The sequence below is a fragment of the Alcanivorax xiamenensis genome, from assembly GCF_009846745.1.
Lineage (GTDB): Bacteria > Pseudomonadota > Gammaproteobacteria > Pseudomonadales > Alcanivoracaceae > Alloalcanivorax > Alloalcanivorax xiamenensis.
Map to the genome: position 1 here is coordinate 1 of NZ_AQPF01000025.1, position 24,571 is coordinate 24,571.

Sequence of the window (24,571 nt, forward strand, 5' to 3'; positions counted from 1 at the left end):
TGGGAACCAGGCCGCCAGCGGGCCCGCGCCCTTTGTGCTACAATAGCCGTCTTTCCCAATCTATTTCCTGGAGCACAATGGTAATCGTCAAAGGGCTCATTCCAGTGCGGGATGATCTGCGGGATGACGCCTTGGCACTGATCCAGACTCTGGCCAGCGAGGCACGTCTGGAAGAAGGCTGCGTTTCATACGAAGTCTACGTACAGGCGGATTCCCCCCGGGTCATCATGTTATGGCAACAGTGGCGTAATCTGGATGCCCTGGAGCGTCATTTCGATTCCGATCATCTGGATGATTTTCTCGACCGTATCCCGGATATGATTGATGGCGAGGTGCATTCGTTGCGCTTCGACGTCACCGGTGAGGACGAGGAGGAGATCGAGGAAGCGCCGCCACGTTTTGACGTGGTGTTGGGAGACGATACCGTCCTGCATTGACGCCGTATGTCGGTTTCGGCCATGGCGGCGTCCATTCCTTCCTGAGACCCTGCCGGTGAATCCCCTACACTGGGGAGCCGGATGTGGATAACCGAGAACAAACGCTCATGAAGACCCGTATCGATTCCGTGGATGACGTGATCGCCAGTTTCGCCCGCCAGGGCTATATATGTGATCAACGCACCGCGCTGGCGGTATACCTGGCCGCTCAGTTACAAAAGCCGATCCTGGTGGAAGGTCCGCCAGGAGTGGGCAAAACCGAGCTGGCCAAATCCGCCGCCGCTTTTCTGGAAGCGCCGCTGATCCGCCTGCAATGTTATGAAGGGCTGGATGAGAGCCGCGCCCTCTACGAGTGGAAGTACGGTAAGCAGTTGCTCTATACGCAATTGTTGCGCGACAAGCTCAGTTCCCTGCTGTCGGATGCGGAGAGTCTGGAGCAGGGAATGGCGCGTCTCGGGGATCTTGGCGATGCCTTCTACAGCGATACGTTTCTGGAGCCCCGTCCGCTGCTGCGGGCGTTGCGCGCGGACGAGCCGGTAGTCCTGCTGATCGACGAGATCGATAAGGCGGATCAGGAATTCGAGGCTTTCCTGCTGGAGCTACTCTCCGATTTTCAGATATCCATTCCGGAACTGGGTACGGTGCGTGCCCGCCATCGTCCCCTGGTTTTTCTCACCAGTAATGATCAGCGTGAACTGTCCGACGCTCTCAAGCGCCGCTGCCTGCATCTCTACATCCCCTATCCGGAACCGGATCTGGAGCGTCGCATTGTCGCCGAGCGGGTGCCGGAGCTTGGCGACCGCTTGCGTGAGCAACTGGTGGGTTTCATTCAGCACCTGCGCGAGCAGGACATGAAGAAACTGCCGGCCATTTCCGAAACCCTGGACTGGGCCCGGGCTCTGGTATTGCTGCATGCGGACAGCCTCGAGCCTGATCTGGTCGAACAGACGCTGACTCTGATCCTCAAGAATGAGCAGGATGTGACGTTGGCGCGGGGTTTGCTGCCGCACTGGTTCAGCAAGCAACGCGCGCTTTGAGAGTCCGCCATGGTTGATCGTCGTCTGCATGAGTTTGTCCGCGCCCTGCGGGGGGCGCGGATTCGTATTTCTCCGGTGGAAGCGGAAGAGGCCATGCGGGCCGCGGCTCTGATCGGCTACCACCCGCGCGAACAGTTCCGGGAAACGCTGGCGCAGACTTTGGTCAAGGCCCAGGTGGACCGGGCCTGCTTCGATCAGTGCTTCGATGATTTTTTCCGGTTCGAGTCGATGGAAGCGGACGGCGGTGAAGAAGACGCCGGCGGCGCTTTGCCGGATACCACCGATATGGACGTCGGAGACCTGTCGGAAACCACCGTCAATCTCATTGCCCAGTCGCCGGAGCAATTGACCCAGACCCTTGCCGAAGCCGCCGCCCAGCAGGATTTCACCGCCATGCAGGTGATCACCCAACAGGGATTGTTCGCCCGGGAGCTGGTAATGAACATGGGCATGGGATCGGTGGACGACGATATTCTGCGTCTGGCGGCGTCGCCACGCCGGCGGGATCAGAATCGGGCGGAGCAGTTGCGAGACTGGCGGCAGCAGGTGCGGGAGCGGGCCAGCCAGTATGTGCGGCGGCAGTTTGAACTGCACGGCCGGGCCCATGGCCGTGCGCTCCGGGAGCACTCCATGCGGGCGGCGCCGTTCCGTGAGCTGCGCGAATATCATCAAATCCAGGATCTGGTGCGACGCATGGCGCGCCGTCTCGCCGCTTTGCATCAACGCCGGCAAAAACGCGCCAAACGCGGCGCCATGGATGCCCGCCGGACTCTGGTGTCCAGCCTGCGCTACAACGCGGTGCCGGTTCAGCTGCACTGGCGTGAGCGTCGTAAGTTAAAGAGTAAAGTGTATGTGATTTGCGATGTTTCCGGATCGGTGCGTGAGGCGGCCCGGTTTCTGTTGCAGTTCCTCTATGCCATGAATGATGTTCTGCCTCAGGTACGCAGTTTCGCCTTCGCCGCCCGCTTTGACGAAGTCACCGACGACTTTCGTCAGTACAATCCCGATGTGGCGGTAGGGCGTATTCTTGACCGGGTTTCCGGCAGTGGTACCGACTACGGCTATATGTTCGAGTCTTTTCAGCAAGCCTGTGGCCGAGAGATAGATCGGCGCAGCACGGTGATCATTCTCGGGGACGCGCGTAATAACGATCTTCCGGCGGGGGAAGAGTATCTGGCGGAAATTTCGCGCCGTGCCCGTCAGGTGTTTTGGTTGAACCCGGAGCATCCGTCGCGCTGGAACAGCGGTGATGCCATCATGGCCAAGTATGAACCTTACTGTCGTGCCGCCCGTCGTTGCTCCAGCCTGAATGACCTCAGTCGTTTCGCTGATTACCTGCTGCGGGCGTTAAACAATTCGCAGTAGCTTTAGGATCATGAACAGGGTCCAAGTGAAAATTTTTCGTTATCGCCATGCCTGGTGACGAAAAGACGAAAGAAAAATCCCCGCGAAAAATGCGAACTGCGTCGCCCGCTTTTAACGCCATTTAACCCCGCTCCTGAACTCCCCCGGATAGCATAAGTCACACCGTTGTAACCCGAGTGGTTCAACTTGCTAGAAAGGAGTGATTTATGTTGACCCGGAAATTCGCGACAGCAGTAGCCGTCACTTTCTCGCTCACCGCGGGCGGGGCCTACGCGGCTGGTCCCTTTATCGGCGGCAACTACACTCAAATGCAATACGATAACGAGGAGTACGACAGCGATACGCTGAAAATTGACTCCGCCGTTTTTCGTGCTGGCTATGAGTTCAATGATTATCTCGGAATGGAGATCCGCGGCGGCTTGGGATTTGATGAAGATTCCAGAGGGATCGTGGACTTTGAAATGGACAATATGTACGGCGCTTATGTGAAATTGTCCGCGCCGCTGGCGGAATCGGTGCATCCTTATATCATCGGCGGCTACACCAAAATGAAAGGCACGGTGAAGGCTGAAGGGACCCTGGCGGGAGTCAATTATCAGGTGGACGACAGTCGCCGTTTCGAGGATCAATCCTACGGCGCGGGTATCGATGTGAACCTTACTGATACCCTCGGCATGAACCTTGAATACATGCGTTATTTTGACAAGGACGAAGAGGAAATCTCTGGTATCAGTGTCGGTTTGCGCTCGGCGTTCTGAGCCAGTGTGTTTCGGCAATCTGAAACGGCGGGGCAAGGGGGTTGAGCAGAAAAGGTCCTACCCCGCTTTCGTCGCCGCCATGCTGGACTGCAGGCGCGGCAAAAACGCAGAACGAACCCCCAGGGCCTTCATGGTCCAATAGTGCCCGCTCACCACTCTCTCCACCAATAATGTCCGCGATGAAGGCTGAAATGTCAGCAGTGCTGATAAAGGCGTTTTGCGCACCGTTTCCACCATATCCAGGTGAACCCGAGCGTCGGTGAAATTGACCGGCTCGGAAGAGAATCCGCTCAGTATCAGCGGTACCCAACGATCGTAGAATCCCGGTGGTGGATGGCTGTCGGGGCGGCGCGCCCCCAGTTCGATCAGGCCAGCGTCAAGGCGTTGCCAGTCGCCACGGGTGGCGGCGTTGATCACCTCGCCGAACAGTTCGATATCCTCTCCGCTGAGATGTTTCACCGCGCCAAAATCGTACATTACGATGCTGCCGTCCCGACGGAAGGCGAAATTTCCCGGATGGGGGTCGCAATGGACGGTGCCTAACTGGAATATCTCCGCCGCAAGGGCGTCGAACAGGCGCTCGCCCAACTGGTTCCGTAAAGGCTGGTCGAAGCCGTTCTCGTCGTTGACCTGATGCAGGGGGACGCCGTCTTCGCGGCTCAGGGTGAGAACCGCTTCACCGGACAGGGACTCATGAACACGGGGAATCACCAGCCAGGGGTGCTCACGATGAAAATCGCGCAAGCGATTCAAATTGCGCGCTTCCTGATGGTAGTCCAGCTCTTCGTCGAGGCGTGAGCGGATCTCCTGAAACACCGCATCCAGTGCGGCTTCATTGACTTTCAGAAGGCTGCCGAGCTTAAGGATGCGTTTAAGGTGGCGCATGTCCGAATCGATGGAACGGCGCACCGCTGGATACTGCACCTTGACCACCACAGACTCTCCGTCCCGGGTAACCGCGTCATGGACCTGGCCGATGGATGCCGCCGCGAACGGTGTTTCGGAAAACTCGCTGAAATGGTCGGCGAGCTTGCCGCCCAGATGGGTTTCCAACTGCCGGCGGATAACGTGGAATGGCATCGGCGCGGAAGCATTCTGCAGTACCGCCAGTTGTTCACTGATTTCCTTGGGCAGGATGTCCTGCATCTGCGAGGCGATCTGCCCCACTTTCATCACCGCGCCTTTCATCTCCCCCAGTGTGGCCGCGACTTCCTTTCCGATATGGCGCATCAGGGCTTCGCGGTTGGTTTCGCGCAGAGCGTCATCCTGGAACCAGCTCTTGACCTGATGCGTGGCCACGCGAGTGGCGATGGAGGTGGTCATGCCCGTCAGCTTGAGCAGGCGCCCGCCGCCGGCAAGCGGGTTACGGATTCGTTTGGCCACGGGTATCCTCCACGGCATCACTATCGGAATTCCCATGGTGCTCTAATCCGGCAAGGAAGGCGATGGTGAGTCACTTCATGGACGACTGGCCAGAAAAGAGGTGCGCCGTGGCCACAGACAAAGGGCCGACACAACGCCTTTTGCGCAGATTAGGCAAGGCTTGAAAGCGTATGCAGCGTAATCAGTTAGCTATGGATGGCTGAAAGCGCGGCGTTGTGGGCTGGGAGCCACATAAGAGCCTTGAGAAAGCAAGCCGGATCGCGCTGTAGTGGTGACGATCGCCAAGGACCGCACGCTTATCCGCAGATCCGAGTCCGTTCTCTCTACAACTGCTGTGAGCGCGCGCATTGAACGGCGCGGTTGGCGAATCGGATTGGTGATCATCGCACGTTTGGGAAGGCAATCGTTCCCGCCCGTATTTCTGCCGCTAATTCCCGGTGGGTCGTTTCGAAGCGGGCGCGGCTCGTGCCGCCTACTGTGCCAAGTGCTCTTTCAGATACTCGATGAAGCGCTGGGCCTTCGCTGGCAGCAGGCGGGTTTCAGTGAGCGCATGCACTTCAATGGGCGTTGCCTGCCAGTCGGGCAATACCTGCTGGAGGCGCTGGGTGCTCACCCCCGTGGTATCTGACACGCTGGACCGGGCGAGCAGTGCGATGCCCAGGCCATACGTGGCCAGGCGCTGCATCATGCCGACGTTGTTAAGATGAAACCTGCCGTTCACGGCGACTTGGCGCTTAGAGCTGTCACGCAGCAGTGTCCAATGAGTTTCGTTCGGAAAAAGAAGACATTCGTGTTGCGATAGCTCGTCTGGCGTTGCTGGTTCGCCATGTGCATCCAGATAGGACGGCGATGCATAGAGACAGCGCTGCACATGGGCGATCTTGTGGCCGACAAGGTGCGAATCCGTCAGTATCCCCATGCGGATCGCTACATCGAAAGGTTCGGCGACGAGATCGACGCGGCGCGGCGTCAGATCGAACTCGAGCGCGATACCAGGATAGCGGCGGCAGAACTCTGGCAGGTGTGGGGCGAGGAATACGATGGCGAAGTCCACCGGCAGGGAGACGCGAAGCACGCCGCGTGGCTGCGACACAAGCTCGCCGAGCTGTTCGTGTGCCAGACGGGCTTCCTCGACGATGCCTCGGCTGCGCTCGAAATAGAGTTGTCCGGCTTCGGTTAGCTCGATGTGGCGTGTTGTGCGGTGCAGCAGGCGCAAGCCGATCGCCCTCTCCAATGCCTGTATCCGGCGTGACAGCGTCGAGCTTGGCATGCCCAGTGCCTCTGCCGCGCGGCGAAAGCTCTTGGCTCGCGCCACTTCGACGAACAGACTCATGTCTCGCAAATGGTCTGTGGTGTGGTTTGCTTTCATTGTGCCAAAAATGGGATTCATAAATGAGATTTTCCGTATTTACACCAAATATGGTTCGCTGGATAGTGTGATCACGGCTGGGTGGCGCCCCGGAGTCCACCTTGCGTATCCGGAGAACTGCAATGACAGACAACCGTGCCTTCTGGCGTGACGCCGCTGTCCTGCTCATCGACCATCAGGTCGGTACGATGAGCTGGGTGAAATCGATCCCTTTCGAGGAAATGAAGCGCAACGCGCTAATGCTCGCCAAAACTGCCCGCATCCTGAGATTGCCTGTGGTACTGACATCAAGCATGGAAGACCATGCCCAAGGTCCGCTGTTGAGTGAACTCGCGGAGATACTGCCCCAGCAGTTCCAGTCGCGCATCCAGCGCGCGGGCATCGTCAATGCCATGTTTGACGACCAGTTCGCTGCGGCCGTAAAGGCGACCGGGCGCAGAACGTTGATCGTCGCCGGGGTCACGAATGACGTGTGTACGGTGTATCCAGTGCTGACCCTGTTGGAGGCTGGCTATGAAGTGCTGGTCGTGGCCGATGCTGGAGGTTCACCCGGTAAGACGGCCGATGATCTGTCGCTTGACCGGATGCAACGTGCGGGTGCCACGCTGTTGGGCACGAACCAGTTGCTGGCAGGTTTGGCGGGGGACTGGTCGACACCGGAAGGTGTTCAGATCGTCGAAGTGATCGGTCAGGCCTTGCAGGCCTGATCCCAAAACGGGCTGGCCGAACAACATTATGATGGGCGCGGGTAATTTATTGATAAACCTGCTGTATCGAGCTGCGGCGCCGAGCGGCGGACTACCGCGCTGGAATCATCGTGAACCAAAAAAAGGGGCCGATAAGGGCCCCAAGTAAGGAGAGAAGTGACAGAAATCAGAATCAGGCGCGCTCTTTCTCGCCGGCGCTGACCAGCTCATCCAGCAGTTTCTGGCCTTGTTGGCGCACGGTGGAAACGGCGCCCACACCCGCCAGCACGAACTCGTTGCTACTTTCCGCTTTTTCGCCGCGCTCTTCCTTGCCGGCGGCAACCAGGTTTTCGTAAAGCTCCTGGCGTTTCCGCGGCGCCTCGTCGACCAGCTGGCGGGCGCTGAGAAACAGGCCGCGGCTGGCCAGAGCCAGTTTTGATTTGCCCTCGGCCTCGTCGCCGTAGTCTTGGGCTCCGGTGGACAGGTAGTGTCCGTAGAGCTCCTCGGATTTCTCATTGGCCTTGCTGTAAGCGCCCAGTCCGGCCAGGTACAGGGTGTTGGCCAGGCTTTTGGCACGGTTGACCAGATTGGCCCGTTCTTCACGCAGTTCTTTCAACTCGCCCATGGATCGCCTCTCGTCAGCGGGTCGTTTGGGGATCGGCAAGCGCCATGGCGTCGCCGGAGAAAAGGGTTTGGCGGGAACGATTCGCCAAAGTGTGGCGCCCAGAGTACGGGGTGTCGTGACGGGACACGGTTTTGATTGTCGGACAATAAAACAACGTCCGTTGGTCGGCCTTGTGATGCGTATCAACCTGGGCCCGCCAAATTGCCCGTGGCAGAGATTTCAGGGCGTCCGTACACTGCCTGAAGAATAAATGTCGAGATGGATTCCATGAGTGAAGCGTTTATTGCCAAGGTGCCGGAGCGCATCTGGGCGGGGGGAAGGCCGGCTCGGGCCCGGCAATGGGAAGCGGAATTCAACGTGGCCTCCTGGGTACGGGTGACCGGGGCTCGGGGCCGGGTGGAGTTGCGCGTGTGTTGCCTGGATGAAAAGGGCGAGCAGGCGGTGGTGGTCGACTGCGCCGAAGTTCAGGGGGAGGGGAGCGCGTTGTTGTCCGGAGTGGTCAAGCTCAGGCTCAGTGACAGTGTGGAGCAGATCCAGGTAACCCTGGGCCTGTCCGACTCCGCCATGCGTTATGTCGTGGAAGAGCTGTATATGCAGCGCAGAGGCATGGCCTTGGATCCTCAGGACAAGTTGATCTCCAACTACTAAGAGCCTGCGCAAAACCCGAAGGGCCGAGCCCACGTTCTATCAGGTGAGAAGGGAACTCCGGGTGCGGTGGTGTAAAGACTTTGAACAGGCTCCAAGCGCCTCAAGCCGCGCCGCCCGCGGTGCGGCGGGACTTGCTGCCGGCCTCTCGCGGCTGGCGGGGCCGGGGCGGCTTGCGGTCTTGTTCCAGTAATGACTCAGGCCAGCAATGGAAGTCCAGACCGGTAAGCCGGTTCAGATTTTCCAGGGCGGTTTCGGGGTCGTGCTCTTCGAGGCGCATGACTTTGCTCATGATGTCTCACCTGATCGTCTTCCCCCTTGGTTAGCGAGAACCGTGCCAGCCTGCGGCTTTTTATATTTGATTAAAAATCAATGAGATACAATTTCTTTTTCGTGAGCCTGACGATTCGGCGCCGCGCCTTGCGGCAGGATGTGACGGTTTTTGCCAGTCACCGGCGCCTGGGGCGCGGCGGTCAGGTGTCCAGGAAAAAGTCCGGCAGCAACTGATCATCGCTCAGTGACGGATCCACTTTGTAGCGGTCCAGATCCACGCCTTCCGCCGCCAGAACCTCATCATCAATAAAGAAGTTGCCGCTGCACCGGGCCGCCGGCCGGGTCAGGATGACATGGGCGGCGTCGGCCATGATTTCGGGCTGGCGCGATGCCTGCACCGACTGTTCGCCGCCCAGGAGATTGCGTACCGCGGAGGTATTGATGGCGGTCCGTGGCCACAGCGCGTTGACGCCCACCCGGTTCCGGTATTCATCCGCCAGGCCCAATACGCACATGCTCATGCCGTACTTGGCCATGGTGTAGGCCAGGTGGCGCCCGAACCAGGCTGGATTCAGATTCAGTGGTGGCGACAGCATCAGGATGTGAGGGTTTTCCGCCCGGCGCAGCAGCGGCAGGCACAACCGGCTGGCCAGGAAAGTGCCGCGGGCGTTGACCTGATGCATCAGATCATAGGACTTCATGCCGGTGCTTTCGGTGGAAGTCAGTGAGATGGCGCTGGCGTTGTTGACCAGAATGTCCAGGCCGCCAAAGGTTTCCTCCGCCTGTTGCACCGCGTCCGCCACGTCTTCCTCGTGACGAATGTCCCCCACGCACACCAGCGTTTTCCCGCCGGCCTCCTGCATTTCCTCGGCCGCGGTATAAAGCGTGCCCGGCAGCTTGGGGTGGGGTTCGGCGGTTTTTGAAAACAACACGATGTTGGCACCGTCGCGGGCGGCGCGCAGGCCGATGGCCTTGCCGATGCCACGGCTGGCGCCGGTGATGAACAGGGTCTTGCCGCTCAGTGTCGACATGATGCTCTCCTTTAATGTGTGCCGGGGGAGTTTTACAGAGTACGCCGGCCGCTGGAGAGGAGGGAAGAGGGGGGGCGGTTGACCGCAGGTGCCCGGTCGACGGGCTTCAGGGGCAATGCCGGTCGGGGAGGGGGCTGGGTATGGTGTGCAGGTCTGTCATTTCAGGCCAATGCGAGAGATCAAGACGGGAACGGCAAGATGACAATTCTAAAAATGAATCCCGAAGAATACGCAGTGTCCGCGGAGTACCTGATTCCCTTCATGGAAGTGATGAAGAAGCGTGGATTCAGCGAGGAGCAGTTGCTGGATGGAACCGGTGTCCGCCGGGGATGCTGGCGCGAGGCGAAATCGCGGGTCTCCGCGACGCTGCTGCGGCGGGTGGCCCGCCGCGCGGTGATGCTGACCAACGAGCCCTGGCTCGGATGGGAGCTGGGAGCGGCGACGCCCCTGTCTTCCCATGGTTTTCTCGGCTACGCGGCGATGAGCAGTGAAACCCTGGGCGACGCCATCGAACTGGCGGTGAAGTTCTTCCGCATCCGCAGCACCCTGATTCAGCTCGAGTCCTTTGTCGAGGGCGACTGGGCGGTGCTGCAGGTCAATGAAATGCTGTCTCTTGGTGATCTGGCGCCGTTGCTGACGGAGAGCCTGTTTTCCAGTTTCCACTTCATGGGGCTGCAGATGTTGCCGGAGGTGGAGCTGTTCGGTGAGCTGCGCTTTTCCTATCCGGAGCCGGATTATTTTCAACGGCTCAGGCCGCTGATACCGGTGCCGGTATATTTTGATTGCGCCTATAGTCAGATGCGCTTTCCGGCGGAGCGTTTGCAATACCGGCTGCGCTTCGCGGATCCACGTCTGGCGCGTCTGGCGGAAGTGCAATGCGAGCAGGAACTGGCCCATATCAAGGCGCCGCCGCCACTGTTGGGCCAGGTGCGCAGAATCATTCTGGCGCGCTCGGGCCGGTTCCCGGGCGTCGAGGAAGTGGCCAGTGAGCTGCACATGTCCTCCCGAACGCTCAAACGCAAGCTGCAGCAGTTGGGCACCAGCTATCAGACGCTGCTCGATGATCTGCGAAAGGGGCTGGCGGTGGAATACCTGTCACAAAGTCGGCGCTCGGTGGACGACATCGCCGCCGCGCTGGGTTATTCCGATGCCTCCAACTTTGCCCGTGCGTTCCGCCGCTGGACTGGCAAGAGCCCGTCGGACTATCGCGGCTAGGACTCCCCGTGGACGCCCTGTCCCGTGGAGAGCGTGGCGGAACCGGCCGTGCTCAATGAAGGATCAGTGAACTGACGGCACCGCCAAGCGCGCCCAGCAACAGCGTCAGCGTCACCAGGAAGCCAAGCAGGAAGCCGGTGCCGCGATCCCGGGGCTGTTCCAGGTAATGATTGAAATAGAGCTGGCGGCCGATCAGGAACAGGCCGCCCACCACCGCCGCCGCGCGCGGCTCCAGGTACCAGCCGCATAGCCACAGCGCCGGCAGGAACAGCACCAGCTGTTCCACGGTGTTGGCATGGATTCGGTGGCTGCGTTCAAATAACTCATGTCCGGTCACGGATGGCGCGCGGATCTGGTATTTGACCCGGGCCCGTCCCACCAGGAAGCTGAACAGGGCGCATTGCAGCAAGGCAAGCACCGTGACGATGGCCACCCATTCCATAACCGTCCCCCCAGACAGAAAAGCATGTGACGCCGCCAATGGCGGCACAGCCTTGATAGGCTCTAATAATTTTGGCGTATCATGCTAGCCTGGATGGCGTGGCATGGCGAGAAGTGCCCTGGATTAAACGGAGAGGTTATGACCGCGGTGGTATTGCATGAACGGTTGGCGGCGGACACCGGCGCCGTGGCCGAGGATGAGTTTTGCTGGATTCGCTGGTTGCGCGACGGCCGTTTTCCCTGGCTGGTGGTGGTCCCGCGCAGGGCGGGAATCCGTGAGTGGCATCAACTGGCGGAACCGGAGCAGCACCGGCTGCTAAGCGTGGTCAACGGGCTGGCGGCGGAATTGGAACGGGTTACTGGTGCCGACAAAACCAACATCGGTGCCTTGGGCAATCTGGTGCCTCAATTGCACGTCCATGTGATCGCTCGCTTCCGCGACGACCCTTGCTGGCCGGGGCCTGTATGGGGGCAGGGAACGCCTCGCCCGGTGGAAGAAGCACCGCGGTGGCTGGCGCGGTTGGCCTTGCCGGAGGGGGCATGGACACGCTGATACCGGTATCGGTGCAATGTCCCCATTGCTGGCAGTACTTCGAGGCTCTGGTCGATCCCTCTCAGGGCGATCAGGAGTATGTGGAAGACTGCCACGTCTGTTGCCAGCCGTTGGTGCTGACGGTGGTGCTGGCGGAGCCGGAGTTTCCCGAAGTCAGTGTCCGCCCGGAAAACGACTGACGCCGCCAGTGTGGCGGATTGTGGCGGATTATTGCGGCGGGTGGCGGTCGATGTGGCCGAGGGCGCGGTCAGGGCAGGCGATATCGCGCACCCGGCGCTTCAGCTCAGTGATCTCCGGAAAGCCGCCGTCTTCGGCCCGGTCCCAGATCAGCGTGCCATCCACGCTGATCTTAAATACTCCGCCGGTGCCTGGTCGCAGCGTGACGCCCTCCAGTTCTTCCGAAAACGTGGAGAGCAGCTCCTGGGCATACCAGGCGGAGCGCAGTAGCCAGTTGCATTGGCGGCAGTAGTGAATGCTCACCTGGCCAGCCACGAAACCGCTTACTCGCTATCGCCGGGGAAGTCGGCGCCGGCCAGGAAGGCCAGCATTTCCGGGTCCTGCAGCAGACGCTCGATGGCTTTGGCCAGGATGTTGTTGATCATCTGCCGGTTTTGCGCCAGAGAGGGAGTGAATGGCGTTTTATGTTCCACGCTGCTTTTGTAGGTGCCGGTGTGCGTGGTCGGGCCGCGACGGGCTTCCGCCTGCAGTACCAGACTCAGATCGACCCGGTTCACCACGGAACCCGGCTCTGGAACATAGTCCAGCTGTTCCAGACGCACTTCCAGCGTCGTGGTGTCGTCGGTGGGGTTGAAGGCGTTGAAGCCCAGGCTTTGCAGGCCGTTGCGGACGGTGTCGGCGATCGCCGCCTTGATGTCGTTACTGGGGATCAGCAGGGCGGTTTCGTCGTAAACACCGCCGCGGCTGCCAAACTCATTCTTGCCGCGGGAATCGACACCAATGACCTGCACCGAACGGTTATGGCCGACATTGGAGGCCTTGACCTGCACTTGCGGGTCGACCTCAATGCGCTGCGGGCTCAGGGCACAGCCGCTTACAACCAGGGCGGCAATCAGAACGGTCAGTAGGGAACGCATGAGTCTTTCCTCATCTGTCTCGGTTCGGGGCTCTATGAACAGGTTCTAATGGGTCCGTTTCAGGGATTCCAACGCCAGGGTTCGCAGAGCTTCTTTATAACGGGACTCGGGTACCGTCTCCAGTGCCGCCAGGGCAAGCCGGGTCTGTTCCTCCGCCACCGCCACGGTGTGGCTGAGGCCACCGGAATCCCGCACGATGCTGATGATGTCCTGCAGACGATCCAGCCCGCCGGTACGAATGGCGTCCTTGATCAGTTTGGCCTGCTCCTGGGAGCCGCTGCGAATGGTGTGGATCAGTGGCAGGGTGGGTTTGCCCTCGGCCAGGTCGTCACCCACGTTTTTGCCCAGTTCTTCCACATCGCCCTGATAGTCGAGCACGTCATCCACCAATTGGAAGGCGATGCCGAGGTGGCGGCCGAAGGTGGCGAAGGCCTCCGCCTGATCGCGCTCCTCGGTGGCGCCCAGCACGGCCCCGGTTTCCGCGGCGGACTCGAACATCTTCGCGGTCTTGTGGTGGATCACCCGCATATAGCTTTCTTCGCTGGTGTCCGGATCACGGCAGTTGATCAACTGCAGGACCTCGCCCTCGGAGATGGTATTGGTGCTCAGGGACAGGATTTCCAGCAGCCGCTGGTCCTCCAGTGCCACCATCAACTGGAACGAGCGCGAGATCAGGAAGTCGCCCACCAGCACGCTGGCGGCGTTACCCCATACCGCGTTGACGGTGGGGCGGCCGCGGCGCAAACCGGATTCGTCCACCACATCATCGTGGAGCAGCGTGGCGGTATGCAACAATTCGATGACCGCGGCGACGTTGACGTGCTTGTCGCCGGAATAGCCGGCGGCACGGGCGCAGAGCAGGCACACCAGGGGGCGCAGACGCTTGCCGCCCGATTGGATGATGTACTCACCGACCTCGCGGATCAGCGGCACATCCGTATCCAGGTGGTGTTGGATGAAGCGGTTGACCGCCTCGAAATCGTCGGCGACGTTGGAACTGATGGCCTTAAAATCCATGGGGCAGCAATCCAGCAGAATGGGCGCGAACAGCGGGCAATGCTAGCAGGGGGCGGCGGGCAGTCAAGAAAAGCCGCCAGCGGGCAGCCGATGCCCGCCATTCGGCGCCCCGGGCTTGAGTCGCGGCTTGCTTTGGCGTACACTTCGCGGCCCTTTTTAGTCATCGTCCAACGGGCCCCCAAAGCGACCCCCGTCTCCTGGTTTGCAGGGACAAGACAGGCAGGTCCGCCCGCGAGGATCATCTGGAGCAAGACGGATGTACGCAGTCATCAAAACCGGTGGCAAACAGTACCGTGTGGAGGAGGGTGATATCCTCCGCGTGGAGAAAATTGAAGTAGGCACCGGTGAAACCATCGATTTCGACCAGGTTCTGCTGGTTGCCGATGGCGACGACATTAAAGTAGGTCAGCCGCTGGTGGAAGGCGCCAAGGTCAGCGCCGAAGTGGTCGAGCAGGGCCGCCACAAGAAGATCCATGTGGTCAAGTTCCGCCGCCGCAAGCATCATCGCAAGCAGCAGGGTCATCGTCAGTGGTACACGGCGGTGAAAATTACCGGGATCCAAGGCTGATTCTGGTCAAGGCAGGAGGATTGAGACATGGCACATAAAAAAGCCGGTGGTAGTACTCGTAACGGTCGCGATTCCGAAAGCAAACGCCTTGGCGTGAAGCGCTATGGTGGCCAGCTGGTTCAGGCGGGCGAAATCATCGTTCGTCAGCGTGGCACCCGCTTTCATGCTGGTGTGAACGCCGGTATCGGTAAAGATCACACCATCTTCGCGAAGGCCGAAGGCCGCGTTAAGTTTCAGGTGAAAGGCCCGAATAACCGCAAATATGTGGTGATCGAACCGGTCGCCTGATCCCCGCGGATCGGCCTGAAAAACCCCGCGAGGTTCACTCCCGCGGGGTTTTTTGTGAGTACCGTCCATGGCGGCCATCCTTTGGGCCATTGCTATCGTAATGTCAAAATCGTTCCCGACGAGTTTTTGTTACCCGCCGTCCATGGATATCACCTTGCGGACCGTCGCAGCGGTGAACTTACCCCGCGCCTCGCGCTAAACTATCCCTTACGCTTTTCAAGAGTCCTTCACCATGCAATTCGTCGACGAAGCCATCATTGATGTCCATGCGGGCAAGGGCGGCGATGGCTGCCTGAGTTTCCGTCGTGAAAAATATGTGGAATTCGGTGGCCCCGATGGCGGCGACGGTGGTGCTGGCGGGCACGTGTTCGTGCGGGCCGACAATAATCTCAACACCCTGGTGGATTATCGCTACGAGCGCATTTTCAAGGCGCGTAACGGTGAGCCAGGGAAAGGGCGCCAGATGACCGGCAAATCCGCGGATCATGTGGTTCTCACCGTGCCGGTGGGGACCACCATCATCGACGTGGATACCGACGAGGTGCTGGCGGATCTGGCCGGAGACGGCGACCAGGCGATGGTGGTGCGTGGCGGCCGTGGCGGTCTTGGCAACGTGCACTTCAAGAGCAGCACCAACCAGGCGCCACGTAAGACCACCAAGGGCACCCCGGGGGAGTCCCGGCGCCTGCGATTGGAGCTGAAAGTGCTGGCGGATGTGGGGCTGCTGGGCATGCCGAACGCCGGCAAGAGCACCCTTATTCGCGCCATTTCCGCGGCCAAGCCCAAGGTGGCGGATTACCCGTTCACGACCCTGGTGCCGAATCTGGGTGTGGTGAAGGTGGATCGCTATCGCAGCTTCGTGGTGGCGGATATCCCGGGGCTGATCGAAGGCGCGGCGGAGGGGGCGGGTCTCGGTATCCGTTTCCTCAAACATTTGGCGCGTACCCGGCTGCTGCTGCATGTGGTGGACATCGCTCCGATGGATGGTGACCCGGCTGATCACGTCGATGCCATCGCCGATGAGCTGGACCGCTTCTCCCCGGCACTGGCCGAGCAGGAGCGCTGGTTGGTGTTTAACAAGATTGATCTGCTGGCCGATGACGAGGCCCGTGAGCGGGCTGATGCCATCGTCGAGGAATTGGGCTGGGAAGGGCCGGTGCACATGATTTCCGCCGCCGCCGGGGTCGGCTGCGAGGAATTGGTGTACGCACTGATGAACGCCTTGGAAGACCGTCGGCGGCTTGAGGAAGAGGACCCGGAGTATGCCGCCGGGCAGCGTGAGCTGCGTTCGCGCCTGGAGCAGGAGGCGCGCGAACGGGTTCAGGAGATCAAGCGGGAAAACCGGCGCCGCCGTGACGACAATGATGACGACGATGACGATGATCACGATGTGGAGATCATCTACGAGCAATAGGGCCGCGACCTCGTAAGCAGGCTCTTAAAGGAAGACGGTGCACCATGGCGCGACGCGCACGTTGGGTAGTGAAAATCGGCAGCGCCCTGCTGACCAATGATGGCAAGGGCCTGGACCGGCAGCTGATGCAGCAGTGGGTGGATCGCCTGGTGCGGCTCATGGACCAGCAGGAGGTCGACCTGGTGGTGGTGTCCTCCGGTGCCGTCGCCGAAGGAATGACCCGGCTGGGCTGGCAGCGCCGGCCCGAGTCCATTCATGAGTTGCAGGCCGCCGCCGCGGTGGGTCAGATGGGGCTGGTGCGGGCTTGGGAGGCCTGTTTTCGCCGCCATGACTGGCATACCGCCCAGGTGCTGCTAACTCATGATGATTTGTCCGATCGCAAGCGTTACCTGAATGCTCGCGCCACTCTGCTGACCCTGCTGGGGCTGTCGGTGGTGCCGGTGGTGAATGAGAACGATACCGTGGTCACCGACGAATTCCGCTTTGGTGACAATGACACCCTGGCGGCGCTGGTGGCCAATCTGGTGGAGGCGGAGCGCCTGGTGATCCTCACTGACCAGGAGGGCCTTTATGACGCCGACCCCAGGCAAAAACCGGATGCCAAACTGATCCGCGAGGCCCGCGCCTCGGACCCTGCCATTGTTGGTATGGCGGGCGGCGGCGGTTCCGGGCTGGGGCGGGGCGGCATGGCCACCAAGGTGCGGGCGGCGCGACTGGCGGCCCGCTCTGGCACCATTACCACCATCGCTTCCGGGCGCAGTCCTGATGTGATTGGGGAACTGGGGGCCGGGCAGGCACCCGGTACCACGCTGATGCCGGATACCTCGCCGTTGAATGCCCGCAAACAGTGGCTGGCCGGGCACTTGCGCATGCGTGGGCGGCTGGTGCTCGACGAGGGCGCCGTGCGCCGCCTGCGGCAGGCGGGGTCGAGTTTACTGCCGGTGGGAGTGGTGGATGTATTCGGGCAGTTTTCCCGTGGTGAGATGGTGGTCTGCGAGAATGAGCAGGGGGAGCGGGTGGCTTGCGGGCTGGTCAACTATGATGCCGCCGACGCGCGCCGGATTTGTCGCAAGAAAAGCTCGGAAATCGCCGGGGTGCTCGGCTATATGAACGAAGAAGAGCTGGTGCACAGGGATAATATGGTGGTGTTCGGATAGGGGGCGTGGCCATGTTGGCCTTATAGGGGCGGGCGCTGCGCTCTGTAACGGCTCGCGGGGTGGCAGTCCTGGATGGCGGACATAAAAAAACCGGCCGAAGCCGGTTTTTTCGTGGAACGCTAGATTCAGGCGGCGGACATGGCCTTGATCTTGGCGTTCAGGCGGCTCTTGTGGCGAGCGGCCTTGTTGGCGTGAAACTTACCCTTGCGGGTGGCCTTGTCCAGCACGGAGGTCGCCGTTTTGTAAGCTTCCTGAGCGGCGCCTTGGTCGCCGGAGGCAATGGCCGCGTTCACCTTTTTCAGGTAGGTGCGCACCATGGAACGCATCGCTGCGTTATGCTGACGACGCTTTTCCGCCTGACGCGCACGCTTGCGTGCTTGCGGTGAGTTAGCCAAGGTCCTGCTCCTATAAAATCGGTAGTCTGTATTCAGTCTGTATTCGGTACTGCCCGTGGCTGCAAGCGGCCATGGGTTTTAAAGACGCGCAACTATGCCTATCCGAAACGCGCTTGTCAATGGGAACTGGCGCCCCGGCGGTGCATTCGCTACGCTTGCCCGGCTTTGAGAGGCCGGGATGTCCTGACCGCTTCCCTGGACATCTTCCCGCGGCGGGAGCTACGAAGAGGCTGTGGGAAGCTGCCTTGGCAGTGAATCGGCGTGTGAGCGTGCCAGCGAATGGGGAGACCATGAATGGAGCAACGGGCGGATCAAGGCGAAACCGGCGCGCCTGAACCGGGCAAACAGGGCGGTTTGCTGGCGTCCACCGTGGTGGTCAGCGCCATGACCATGCTCTCCCGGGTGCTGGGGCTGGTTCGGGACGTGGTGCTGGCCCGTCTGCTGGGTTCCTCCGCTGGCACCGACGCGTTTTTCGTGGCCTTCCGGATTCCCAATTTCCTGCGCCGGCTGTTCGCCGAAGGGGCCTTCAATCAGGCTTTCGTGCCCGTGCTCAGCGAATATAAAGAGCGTGGCAGCGCCGCCGCCACCAAAGCGCTGATCGATCGGGTGGCCGGTACTCTCGGCGGCACCCTGGCGTTGGTGACGTTGATCGGGGTGGTGGGGGCGCCGCTGCTGATCTGGCTGTTCGCCCCGGGTTTCGGCGACGACCCCCACAAGCGGGCGCTGGCGGTGGAGATGCTGCGGCTGACTTTCCCGTACTTGTTCTTTATCGCACTCACCGCCTTTGCCGGGGCCTTGCTGAACACCTGGAGCCGGTTCGCGGTGCCGGCCTTTACTCCGGTATTGTTGAATCTGTGTCTGATCGGCAGTGCCCTGTTCCTAGCGCCTCATTTCGCCGAGGGGCGGATGGCGGTGGCGCTGGCCTGGGGCGTGCTGGCCGCCGGGGTCGTCCAACTGTTATTCCAACTGCCTTTCCTGGCCCGGCTGCACTTGCTGCCGGTGCCGCGCATGGGTTGGCGTGATCCCGGAGTGCGACGCATCCTGGCGCTGATGGCGCCCGCCCTGTTCGGAGTGTCGGTCAGCCAGATCAACCTGCTGCTGGATACGGTGCTGGCGTCATTGCTGCAGACCGGTTCGGTGACCTGGCTGTATTACTCCGACCGGCTGGTGGAACTGCCGCTGGGAGTGCTGGCCATCGCCATTGGCACTGTGATTCTGCCCAGTCTGTCCGCCAAGCATGCTTCCGCCTCCTCCGAGGCCTTTTCACGCACTCTGGATTGGGCGTTGCGCCTGGTGCTGCTGGTGGGTGTCCCGGCGGCCCTGGCCTTGGCGGTGCTGGCCGAGCCGCTGTTGTCCACCCTGTTCCGGCACGGTGAATTCGGTGTTCGGGACGTGGAGATGGCGGCGCGGTCGTTGCGCGCCTACAGTCTGGGATTGGCGGCCTTCATGTTGATCAAAATTCTGGCACCGGGTTATTTCGCCCGGCAGGATACCCGCACCCCGGTCAAGATTGGCATCATCGCCATGATCGCCAACATGGTCTTCAATCTGGCGCTGGTCTGGCACTTGCAGCATGCCGGTCTGGCCCTGGCCACGGCGCTGTCCGCCTGGCTGAATGCCGGCCTGCTGTACTTCGGGCTGCGCCGCTCCGGCGTGTACCGCCCCGGCAAGGGGTGGGGGTGGCACTGGGTGCGGATGCTGGTGGCGGGGCTGGCCATGGCGGCGGTGACCGGGCTGCTGGCGCGGCACGCCGGCGTCTGGCTGGTCGGTGGGGTTGGTGAAAGAGCGGGCTGGCTGGCGCTGGTGGTGGTGGCCGGGTTGGCGGTTTATGGCCTGGTGCTGCTGGTTCTTGGCCTCAGGCCTCGCCACTTGCGCCGATGATTCCTATAATCTGCCCTCTTTTACCTCTGGGGCATGGCCGATGGGCCGCCGGCGGGGGCGGGCAGTGAGGACCGAATGCGACTGATTCGTGGCGTGCACAATTTAAGGCCGGCCCATCGTGGCTGTGTGGCCACTATCGGCAATTTCGATGGTGTGCACCGTGGGCATCAGCGCATCCTGGATAAAGTGGTGGCCGAGGCCCGGGCCCGTGGCGCCCTGGCCACGGTGATGTTGTTCGAGCCGCAGCCGCAGGAGTTTTTCCTCGGTGACCAGGCCCCGGCCCGTCTGATGAACCTGCGGGACAAGCTGATTACCCTGGCCCGTTACGGCGTCGATCAGGTGCTGTGCGTGCGTTTCAATGACGCCTTCCGTAACCTGGAAGCTGAACAATTCGTCCGTGACATCCTGGTCGACGGCCTCGCCGTCGAGTATCTGGTGGTCGGGGATGATTTTCGCTTCGGCCGTGGCCGGCTGGGGGACTTCGCCTATCTGGAACAGGCCGGCGAACGCTTTGGCTTCCAGGTCCGCGACACCGCCACCTGCCAGATGACCGGTGAGCGGGTCTCCAGCACCCGGGTGCGATCGGCGCTGGCGGCCGGCGACTTCGCCCTGGTGGAGCAACTGCTGGGTCGCCCCTACGATATCAGCGGCCGGGTCCGCCACGGCGACAAGATCGGCCGGACGCTGCAACTGCCCACGGTGAATCTGGCGCTCAAGCGGCAGGTTCCGCCAGTGCAGGGCATTTATGCCGTGACGGTGGACGGGGCGGGTCTCGAGGGGCAGACCGGAGCGGCCAACGTGGGGACCCGGCCCACGGTCAACGGCGTGGAAAACCGCCTGGAGGTCCATCTGCTGGATTTCCAGGGGGATCTGTATGGCGCTCACCTGACGGTGCACTTTCACCACTTCGTGCGCCCGGAGGAGAGGTTCGCCAGTCTGGATGAACTGAAAGCCGCGATTCAGCGGGATGTGCAACAAGTCGAAACCTATTTCCAAGGGACATCATGACCGACTACAAGGCGACACTGAATCTTCCCCACACCGACTTCCCCATGAAGGCGGGTCTGGCCCAGCGCGAACCCCGGCGACTGGAGCAGTGGGGTCGAATTAACCTGTATCGCAAGATGCGGGCCGCCGCCGCAGGCCGGCCCAAGTTCGTGTTGCATGATGGTCCTCCCTACGCCAATGGCGTGATTCATATCGGCCACTCCATCAACAAGGTGCTCAAGGACATCATCGTCAAGGCGCGCGGTTTCGAGGGCTTCGACGCGCCCTATGTGCCGGGCTGGGACTGCCACGGGCTGCCCATCGAACACAAGGTGGAGCAGAAGGTGGGCAAGGCCGGCCATAAGGTGGACGCGCGCACCTTCCGTGAGGAATGCCGGGCCTACGCCGCCGAGCAACTGGAACTGCAGAAAGCGGATTTCATCCGTCTTGGTGTGTTCGGGGACTGGGAACATCCCTATCTGACCATGAACTACGGCACCGAGGCGAACATCATTCGCGCGCTCGGCAAGATCGTCGACAAGGGACTGCTTACCAAGGGCTTCAAGCCGGTGCACTGGTGTCTGGACTGCGCTTCCGCGTTGGCGGAAGCGGAAGTGGAATACCAGGACAAAAAGTCTCCGGCCATCGACGTCGCCTTCGCCGTGGTGGACCCGGCGGACTTCACCGCCCGCTCTGGTGTACCGGCGGAGCAACCGGCTCTGGTGATCTGGACCACCACGCCCTGGACGTTGCCCGCCAACCAGGCGGTGGCGGTGCATCCGGAGCTGGAATACGTGTTGCTGGACGGCACCCAGAATGGCAAACACCGTCAGTTGGTGGTGGCCGAGGCTCTGGCCGACGCGGTGATCGAACGCTTTGATTTGCAGGATGTGATCCGCTCCGCGGTGTTCCAGGGACAAGTGCTGGAAAACCTGGTGCTGGCGCATCCGTTCCTGGACCGCCAGGTGCCGGTGGTGCTCGGCGAGCACGTCACCACCGACGCCGGTACCGGCTGTGTGCATACCGCGCCAGGACACGGTGAGGACGACTTCCTGGTGGGCCAGCGTTATGGCCTGGAAGTGGACTCTCCAGTGCAGGACAACGGCGTGTTCCGCGCCGATCTGCCGGTGGTTGGCGGTATGCATGTGAACAAGGCCAACGGTCCGGTGATCGAGGCGCTGGAAGCCGCCGATGCATTAATGGCCTTGCAGACCATTACGCACAGCTACCCGCATTGCTGGCGCCACAAGACGCCGATCATTTTCCGCAGTACCGCGCAATGGTTCATCGCCATGGAAAAAGGCGATCTGCTGGAGCAGGCCCGTGCCGAGGTGGATCGGGTGCAGTGGATCCCTGACTGGGGCAAGGCCCGCATCGAGGGCATGCTGCGTGACCGCCCGGATTGGTGCATTTCCCGGCAACGGACCTGGGGGGTGCCGATCGCCTTGTTCGTGGATCGCGATACCTCGGAGCCACATCCGGAAACGCCGCGTCTGATCGAAGAGGTAGCGAAGCGGGTGGAACAGCGCGGTATCGAGGCGTGGTTCGAGCTGGACCCGGCGGAGTTGCTCGGTGAGGACGCTGAACGTTATACCAAGGTCACCGACGTCCTGGACGTCTGGTTCGATTCCGGCACCACCCATTTCTCGGTGCTGGAGCAGCGCCCGGAACTGACGGTGCCGGCGGACCTGTACCTGGAAGGCTCGGATCAGCATCGCGGCTGGTTCCAGTCCTCGCTGCTCACTGGTGTCGCCATGCGTGGCAAGGCCCCCTACAAGGGCGTGCTTACCCACGGCTTCACCGTGGACGAGCAGGGTCGGAAAATGTCCAAGTCCCTGGGCAACGTGATCGCGCCCCAGGAGGTCTGGAATGATCTGGGCGCTGACATCCTGCGCTTGTGGATCGCCTCCACCGATTATCGCGGTGAGATGACGGTCTCCAAAACCATCTTCAAGCAAGTGGCGGACAGCTACCGGCGGATTCGCAATACTGCGAGGTTCCTGCTCTCCAACCTGAACGGTTTCGACCCGTCCCGGCATCAAGTGGCGGCGGAGGACATGCTGGCGCTGGACCGCTGGGCCGTGGCCCGCACCGCGCAGCTGCAGGATGAACTGCGTGAACTGTACGAAAGCTACCAATTCCACCTGGTCTATCAGCGTCTGCATCATTTCTGCGCGCTGGAACTGGGCGGTTTTTATCTGGATATCATCAAGGACCGCCAATACACCACCCGGGAAGATTCGGTGGCGCGCCGCTCCTGCCAGAGCGCGCTTTATCTGATCGCCCAGGCGCTGGTGCGTTGGATGGCACCGATCCTCAGCTTCACCGCCGAGGAGATTTTCGAGCACCTGCCCGGCGAGGGGCGTCCCGAATCCGTATTCCTCACCACCTGGTTCGAGGGACTGTTCCCCCTGGCCGGCGACGAGGCCATGGGCATGGCGTTCTGGGAACAGGTCCAGGCGGTCAAACAGGCGGTGAACAAAGCCATTGAGGAGGCGCGCAACCGCAAGGAACTGCGCGCCAACCTGGCCGCCGAAGCCACGCTGTTCGTCACTCCGGAACTGCGGGCATTGCTGGAGCAACTGGGCGAAGAGCTGCGCTTCGTCACCATCACCTCCACCGCCACCCTCAAGCCCCTGTCGGAAGCGCCGGAAGGGCTCGAGGCCAGTGCGGTGGAGGGGCTCAAAGTACAGGTGGTGGCGTCCGCCCACAGTAAATGCGCCCGTTGCTGGCATCACCGTGAGGATGTGGGCAGCCACGCCGAACATCCGGAACTGTGTGGCCGTTGCATCAGCAACGTGGATGGTTCCGGCGAGGAGCGTTGCTATGCATGAGGCCGGCGGCGGGCGCGATACGAATAGCGCGAGCATGACGAAAGCCAGCACCAGGGGACTGCCGGGCCAGCTCGGCTGGCTCTGGCTGAGCGCTCTGGCGATCGTCCTGGACCAGATCACCAAGCACATGGTCGTGGCTCGTTTCGATTTGTTCGAACGGTTGGAAGTGCTGCCGTTCTTTAATCTCACCCTGGCCTACAATACCGGCGCCGCCTTCAGCTTTCTGGCCGAGGCCGGTGGCTGGCAGCGCTGGTTCTTCACGTTGGTGGCGCTGGGCGCGTCCGTGTTGATCCTGGTCTGGCTGGCGCGGCTTCGCGATGAGCGTTTGCAAGGCGCGGGGCTGGCCCTGATTCTGGCCGGAGCCCTGGGTAACCTGTATGACCGGATCGTGCTCGGCCATGTGGTGGATTTTCTCGACTTCCACTGGGCCGGCTGGCACTTCCCGGCGTTCAACCTGGCCGACACCGCCATCACCATCGGTGCCGGTCTGATTATTCTCGACATGATCGTGGGAGGGCGTGGCCGCCATGAGCGATGAGCTACGCATCGGGCCGCAAACCCGCATCACTTTGCATTTCGCCGTGCGCCTGATGGATGGCACGGAGCTGGACAGCACTTTCGCCGGCGAGCCGGCCTCTTTCGTCTGGGGAGATGGCTCCTTGCTGCCTGGTTTCGAACGCGCCATCCTTGGCCTTAAGGCCGGTGATCGACGCAGCGTTTTCATCGATGCCGAATCGGGATTTGGTGAGTACAACGAGCAGAACGTGCAGCATTTCCGCCGTGACACCTTCGCCGCTCCCGATGGCATGGAGGTGGGCACGGTGATGAACTTCGCCGACGCCGCCGGCGCCGAACTGCCCGGCGTGGTCAGCGCCCTGGATGAGCAATGGGTGACGGTGGATTTCAACCATCCCCTGGCCGGTCGCGAACTGACCTTTGAGGTCGAGATCGTCCGTGTCGAGCACGATGCTCCGGAACAAACGGTGAAACTCAATTAATAGTTAATAGTGAATAGTTAACAGCGAAAAAAGGCCGACATTTTCTGTAGGCGCCTGCCGGCAAGCTCCCACAGCGGCTAAAGACCACCCACGCTGTTCACTGTTCACTGTTCACTATAA

General features: G+C 61.3%; 28 protein-coding genes. 18 read left to right on the forward strand and 10 right to left on the reverse strand.

From position 1 onward, the window contains the following. Nucleotides 1–77: 77 nt before the first annotated feature. The 4 genes from A6D6_RS14085 (at nt 78) to A6D6_RS14100 (ending at nt 3,597) form a co-directional block, all read left to right on the forward strand. Nucleotides 78–437: a putative quinol monooxygenase gene (locus tag A6D6_RS14085; protein ID WP_159661092.1), complete on the forward strand. Its 360-nt coding sequence runs from the start codon at nt 78–80 to the stop codon at nt 435–437. A gap of 107 nt (nt 438–544) precedes the next feature. Beyond that, nucleotides 545–1,474, forward strand: a complete 930-nt coding sequence (locus tag A6D6_RS14090; protein WP_133492919.1) for an AAA family ATPase — start codon at nt 545–547, stop codon at nt 1,472–1,474. 9 nt (nt 1,475–1,483) lie between these two features. Continuing rightward, on the forward strand, nt 1,484–2,839 hold the full coding sequence (locus A6D6_RS14095) for a VWA domain-containing protein (RefSeq protein ID WP_159661093.1): 1,356 nt from the start codon (nt 1,484–1,486) through the stop codon (nt 2,837–2,839). Nucleotides 2,840–3,045: 206 nt separating this feature from the next. Continuing rightward, the gene (locus A6D6_RS14100; RefSeq protein WP_133492873.1) at nt 3,046–3,597 is read left to right on the forward strand and encodes a porin family protein; all 552 of its coding nucleotides are present in this window, start codon (nt 3,046–3,048) and stop codon (nt 3,595–3,597) included. Between the two features lie 57 nt (nt 3,598–3,654). On the opposite strand, the gene A6D6_RS14105 is transcribed toward A6D6_RS14100, so the two are convergent. Together A6D6_RS14105 and A6D6_RS14110 are read right to left on the reverse strand one after the other, a co-directional pair. Further along, on the reverse strand, nt 3,655–4,980 hold the full coding sequence (locus A6D6_RS14105) for an ABC1 kinase family protein (protein WP_159661094.1): 1,326 nt from the start codon (nt 4,978–4,980) through the stop codon (nt 3,655–3,657). A gap of 472 nt (nt 4,981–5,452) precedes the next feature. Next, on the reverse strand, nt 5,453–6,370 hold the full coding sequence (locus A6D6_RS14110) for a LysR family transcriptional regulator (RefSeq protein ID WP_236564111.1): 918 nt from the start codon (nt 6,368–6,370) through the stop codon (nt 5,453–5,455). Nucleotides 6,371–6,471: 101 nt separating this feature from the next. Here A6D6_RS14110 and A6D6_RS14115 point away from each other — a divergent pair, with 101 nt between their 5' ends. After that, a complete protein-coding gene (locus A6D6_RS14115) occupies nt 6,472–7,056 on the forward strand; it encodes an isochorismatase family protein (RefSeq protein ID WP_133492871.1) in 585 nt (194 codons plus the stop codon). Between the two features lie 172 nt (nt 7,057–7,228). Here A6D6_RS14115 and A6D6_RS14120 read toward each other — a convergent pair whose 3' ends face one another. Continuing rightward, nucleotides 7,229–7,660, reverse strand: a complete 432-nt coding sequence (locus A6D6_RS14120; protein WP_133492870.1) for a hypothetical protein — start codon at nt 7,658–7,660, stop codon at nt 7,229–7,231. 267 nt (nt 7,661–7,927) lie between these two features. Here A6D6_RS14120 and A6D6_RS14125 point away from each other — a divergent pair, with 267 nt between their 5' ends. Continuing rightward, nucleotides 7,928–8,308 (forward strand): hypothetical protein, encoded by a 381-nt coding sequence (locus tag A6D6_RS14125; protein WP_133492869.1) that lies wholly within the window; start codon nt 7,928–7,930, stop codon nt 8,306–8,308. Between the two features lie 100 nt (nt 8,309–8,408). On the opposite strand, the gene A6D6_RS14130 is transcribed toward A6D6_RS14125, so the two are convergent. Further along, nucleotides 8,409–8,597, reverse strand: coding sequence for a hypothetical protein (locus A6D6_RS14130; RefSeq protein WP_133492868.1), 189 nt, complete (start codon nt 8,595–8,597; stop codon nt 8,409–8,411). Between the two features lie 181 nt (nt 8,598–8,778). Continuing rightward, entirely contained in the window at nt 8,779–9,609 is an 831-nt protein-coding gene (locus A6D6_RS14135) for an SDR family oxidoreductase (protein ID WP_133492867.1), read from the reverse strand. Between the two features lie 198 nt (nt 9,610–9,807). On the opposite strand from A6D6_RS14135, the gene A6D6_RS14140 reads away from it, so the two are divergent. Then, nucleotides 9,808–10,824 (forward strand): AraC family transcriptional regulator, encoded by a 1,017-nt coding sequence (locus A6D6_RS14140; RefSeq protein WP_133492866.1) that lies wholly within the window; start codon nt 9,808–9,810, stop codon nt 10,822–10,824. Between the two features lie 52 nt (nt 10,825–10,876). On the opposite strand, the gene A6D6_RS14145 is transcribed toward A6D6_RS14140, so the two are convergent. Continuing rightward, on the reverse strand, nt 10,877–11,266 hold the full coding sequence (locus A6D6_RS14145; protein WP_133492865.1) for an MAPEG family protein: 390 nt from the start codon (nt 11,264–11,266) through the stop codon (nt 10,877–10,879). Nucleotides 11,267–11,404: 138 nt separating this feature from the next. Between A6D6_RS14145 and A6D6_RS14150 the strand changes: the two genes are divergently transcribed. Together A6D6_RS14150 and A6D6_RS14155 are read left to right on the forward strand one after the other, a co-directional pair. Then, nucleotides 11,405–11,818 (forward strand): HIT family protein, encoded by a 414-nt coding sequence (locus tag A6D6_RS14150; RefSeq protein WP_133492864.1) that lies wholly within the window; start codon nt 11,405–11,407, stop codon nt 11,816–11,818. Then, the gene (locus A6D6_RS14155) at nt 11,806–11,997 is read left to right on the forward strand and encodes a CPXCG motif-containing cysteine-rich protein (protein WP_133492863.1); all 192 of its coding nucleotides are present in this window, start codon (nt 11,806–11,808) and stop codon (nt 11,995–11,997) included. Before A6D6_RS14150 ends, A6D6_RS14155 begins: the two co-directional genes overlap by 13 nt. Nucleotides 11,998–12,025: 28 nt before the next feature. Here A6D6_RS14155 and A6D6_RS14160 read toward each other — a convergent pair whose 3' ends face one another. From A6D6_RS14160 to A6D6_RS14170, 3 genes are read right to left on the reverse strand one after another with little or no spacing between them, the layout of a single operon-like run. After that, the gene (locus tag A6D6_RS14160; RefSeq protein ID WP_133492862.1) at nt 12,026–12,310 is read right to left on the reverse strand and encodes an Rdx family protein; all 285 of its coding nucleotides are present in this window, start codon (nt 12,308–12,310) and stop codon (nt 12,026–12,028) included. 8 nt (nt 12,311–12,318) lie between these two features. After that, on the reverse strand, nt 12,319–12,912 hold the full coding sequence (locus tag A6D6_RS14165) for a YajG family lipoprotein (protein ID WP_133492861.1): 594 nt from the start codon (nt 12,910–12,912) through the stop codon (nt 12,319–12,321). 45 nt (nt 12,913–12,957) lie between these two features. Then, nucleotides 12,958–13,929, reverse strand: a complete 972-nt coding sequence (locus A6D6_RS14170) for a polyprenyl synthetase family protein (protein WP_159661095.1) — start codon at nt 13,927–13,929, stop codon at nt 12,958–12,960. Between the two features lie 256 nt (nt 13,930–14,185). On the opposite strand from A6D6_RS14170, the gene rplU reads away from it, so the two are divergent. From rplU to proB, 4 genes are all read left to right on the forward strand, one after another. After that, nucleotides 14,186–14,497 (forward strand): 50S ribosomal protein L21, encoded by a 312-nt coding sequence (gene rplU / locus A6D6_RS14175; RefSeq protein ID WP_133492859.1) that lies wholly within the window; start codon nt 14,186–14,188, stop codon nt 14,495–14,497. A gap of 27 nt (nt 14,498–14,524) precedes the next feature. Then, entirely contained in the window at nt 14,525–14,785 is a 261-nt protein-coding gene (gene rpmA, locus A6D6_RS14180; protein ID WP_133492858.1) for a 50S ribosomal protein L27, read from the forward strand. 232 nt (nt 14,786–15,017) lie between these two features. Next, nucleotides 15,018–16,199, forward strand: a complete 1,182-nt coding sequence (gene cgtA, locus A6D6_RS14185) for an Obg family GTPase CgtA (protein ID WP_133492857.1) — start codon at nt 15,018–15,020, stop codon at nt 16,197–16,199. 44 nt (nt 16,200–16,243) lie between these two features. After that, a complete protein-coding gene (proB, locus tag A6D6_RS14190; protein ID WP_133492856.1) occupies nt 16,244–17,356 on the forward strand; it encodes a glutamate 5-kinase in 1,113 nt (370 codons plus the stop codon). Nucleotides 17,357–17,481: 125 nt separating this feature from the next. Here the strand turns inward: proB and rpsT are convergent, their stop codons facing one another. Then, complete coding sequence (gene rpsT / locus A6D6_RS14195; RefSeq protein ID WP_026949548.1) at nt 17,482–17,751, reverse strand: 30S ribosomal protein S20; 270 nt, start codon at nt 17,749–17,751, stop codon at nt 17,482–17,484. A 294-nt stretch (nt 17,752–18,045) separates the two neighbouring features. On the opposite strand from rpsT, the gene murJ reads away from it, so the two are divergent. The 5 genes from murJ to fkpB all read left to right on the forward strand — a co-directional run bounded on the left by murJ (nt 18,046) and on the right by fkpB (nt 24,451). Then, nucleotides 18,046–19,632 carry a murein biosynthesis integral membrane protein MurJ gene (gene murJ / locus A6D6_RS14200; RefSeq protein ID WP_159661096.1) on the forward strand — a complete coding sequence of 529 codons (1,587 nt, stop codon included), beginning with the start codon at nt 18,046–18,048 and terminating at the stop codon, nt 19,630–19,632. A gap of 75 nt (nt 19,633–19,707) precedes the next feature. After that, on the forward strand, nt 19,708–20,640 hold the full coding sequence (ribF, locus tag A6D6_RS14205) for a bifunctional riboflavin kinase/FAD synthetase (protein WP_133492854.1): 933 nt from the start codon (nt 19,708–19,710) through the stop codon (nt 20,638–20,640). Beyond that, entirely contained in the window at nt 20,637–23,453 is a 2,817-nt protein-coding gene (gene ileS, locus A6D6_RS14210) for an isoleucine--tRNA ligase (protein WP_159661097.1), read from the forward strand. Before ribF ends, ileS begins: the two co-directional genes overlap by 4 nt. A gap of 34 nt (nt 23,454–23,487) precedes the next feature. Next, nucleotides 23,488–23,991 carry a signal peptidase II gene (gene lspA, locus A6D6_RS14215; RefSeq protein ID WP_159661098.1) on the forward strand — a complete coding sequence of 168 codons (504 nt, stop codon included), beginning with the start codon at nt 23,488–23,490 and terminating at the stop codon, nt 23,989–23,991. Then, nucleotides 23,981–24,451: an FKBP-type peptidyl-prolyl cis-trans isomerase gene (fkpB, locus tag A6D6_RS14220; RefSeq protein WP_159661099.1), complete on the forward strand. Its 471-nt coding sequence runs from the start codon at nt 23,981–23,983 to the stop codon at nt 24,449–24,451. The genes lspA and fkpB overlap by 11 nt, the downstream gene beginning before the upstream one ends. Nucleotides 24,452–24,571 lie beyond the last annotated feature (120 nt).

What these genes read in the sequence shown, in the direction of transcription:
- A6D6_RS14125 (WP_133492869.1), top strand. Translation starts at nt 7,928, where the DNA reads ATGAGTGAAGCGTTTATTGCCAAGGTGCCGGAGCGCATCTGGGCGGGG.
- ileS (WP_159661097.1), top strand. Translation starts at nt 20,637, where the DNA reads ATGACCGACTACAAGGCGACACTGAATCTTCCCCACACCGACTTCCCC.
- A6D6_RS14090 (WP_133492919.1), top strand. Translation starts at nt 545, where the DNA reads ATGAAGACCCGTATCGATTCCGTGGATGACGTGATCGCCAGTTTCGCC.
- lspA (WP_159661098.1), top strand. Translation starts at nt 23,488, where the DNA reads ATGACGAAAGCCAGCACCAGGGGACTGCCGGGCCAGCTCGGCTGGCTC.
- A6D6_RS14165 (WP_133492861.1), bottom strand. Translation starts at nt 12,912, where the DNA reads ATGCGTTCCCTACTGACCGTTCTGATTGCCGCCCTGGTTGTAAGCGGC.
- ribF (WP_133492854.1), top strand. Translation starts at nt 19,708, where the DNA reads ATGCGACTGATTCGTGGCGTGCACAATTTAAGGCCGGCCCATCGTGGC.
- A6D6_RS14120 (WP_133492870.1), bottom strand. Translation starts at nt 7,660, where the DNA reads ATGGGCGAGTTGAAAGAACTGCGTGAAGAACGGGCCAATCTGGTCAAC.
- proB (WP_133492856.1), top strand. Translation starts at nt 16,244, where the DNA reads ATGGCGCGACGCGCACGTTGGGTAGTGAAAATCGGCAGCGCCCTGCTG.
- A6D6_RS14155 (WP_133492863.1), top strand. Translation starts at nt 11,806, where the DNA reads ATGGACACGCTGATACCGGTATCGGTGCAATGTCCCCATTGCTGGCAG.
- A6D6_RS14145 (WP_133492865.1), bottom strand. Translation starts at nt 11,266, where the DNA reads ATGGAATGGGTGGCCATCGTCACGGTGCTTGCCTTGCTGCAATGCGCC.
- cgtA (WP_133492857.1), top strand. Translation starts at nt 15,018, where the DNA reads ATGCAATTCGTCGACGAAGCCATCATTGATGTCCATGCGGGCAAGGGC.
- A6D6_RS14140 (WP_133492866.1), top strand. Translation starts at nt 9,808, where the DNA reads ATGACAATTCTAAAAATGAATCCCGAAGAATACGCAGTGTCCGCGGAG.
- A6D6_RS14085 (WP_159661092.1), top strand. Translation starts at nt 78, where the DNA reads ATGGTAATCGTCAAAGGGCTCATTCCAGTGCGGGATGATCTGCGGGAT.
- rpmA (WP_133492858.1), top strand. Translation starts at nt 14,525, where the DNA reads ATGGCACATAAAAAAGCCGGTGGTAGTACTCGTAACGGTCGCGATTCC.
- A6D6_RS14135 (WP_133492867.1), bottom strand. Translation starts at nt 9,609, where the DNA reads ATGTCGACACTGAGCGGCAAGACCCTGTTCATCACCGGCGCCAGCCGT.
- rplU (WP_133492859.1), top strand. Translation starts at nt 14,186, where the DNA reads ATGTACGCAGTCATCAAAACCGGTGGCAAACAGTACCGTGTGGAGGAG.
- A6D6_RS14150 (WP_133492864.1), top strand. Translation starts at nt 11,405, where the DNA reads ATGACCGCGGTGGTATTGCATGAACGGTTGGCGGCGGACACCGGCGCC.
- A6D6_RS14170 (WP_159661095.1), bottom strand. Translation starts at nt 13,929, where the DNA reads ATGGATTTTAAGGCCATCAGTTCCAACGTCGCCGACGATTTCGAGGCG.
- A6D6_RS14115 (WP_133492871.1), top strand. Translation starts at nt 6,472, where the DNA reads ATGACAGACAACCGTGCCTTCTGGCGTGACGCCGCTGTCCTGCTCATC.
- A6D6_RS14110 (WP_236564111.1), bottom strand. Translation starts at nt 6,370, where the DNA reads ATGAATCCCATTTTTGGCACAATGAAAGCAAACCACACCACAGACCAT.
- A6D6_RS14100 (WP_133492873.1), top strand. Translation starts at nt 3,046, where the DNA reads ATGTTGACCCGGAAATTCGCGACAGCAGTAGCCGTCACTTTCTCGCTC.
- A6D6_RS14130 (WP_133492868.1), bottom strand. Translation starts at nt 8,597, where the DNA reads ATGAGCAAAGTCATGCGCCTCGAAGAGCACGACCCCGAAACCGCCCTG.
- A6D6_RS14095 (WP_159661093.1), top strand. Translation starts at nt 1,484, where the DNA reads ATGGTTGATCGTCGTCTGCATGAGTTTGTCCGCGCCCTGCGGGGGGCG.
- murJ (WP_159661096.1), top strand. Translation starts at nt 18,046, where the DNA reads ATGGAGCAACGGGCGGATCAAGGCGAAACCGGCGCGCCTGAACCGGGC.
- fkpB (WP_159661099.1), top strand. Translation starts at nt 23,981, where the DNA reads ATGAGCGATGAGCTACGCATCGGGCCGCAAACCCGCATCACTTTGCAT.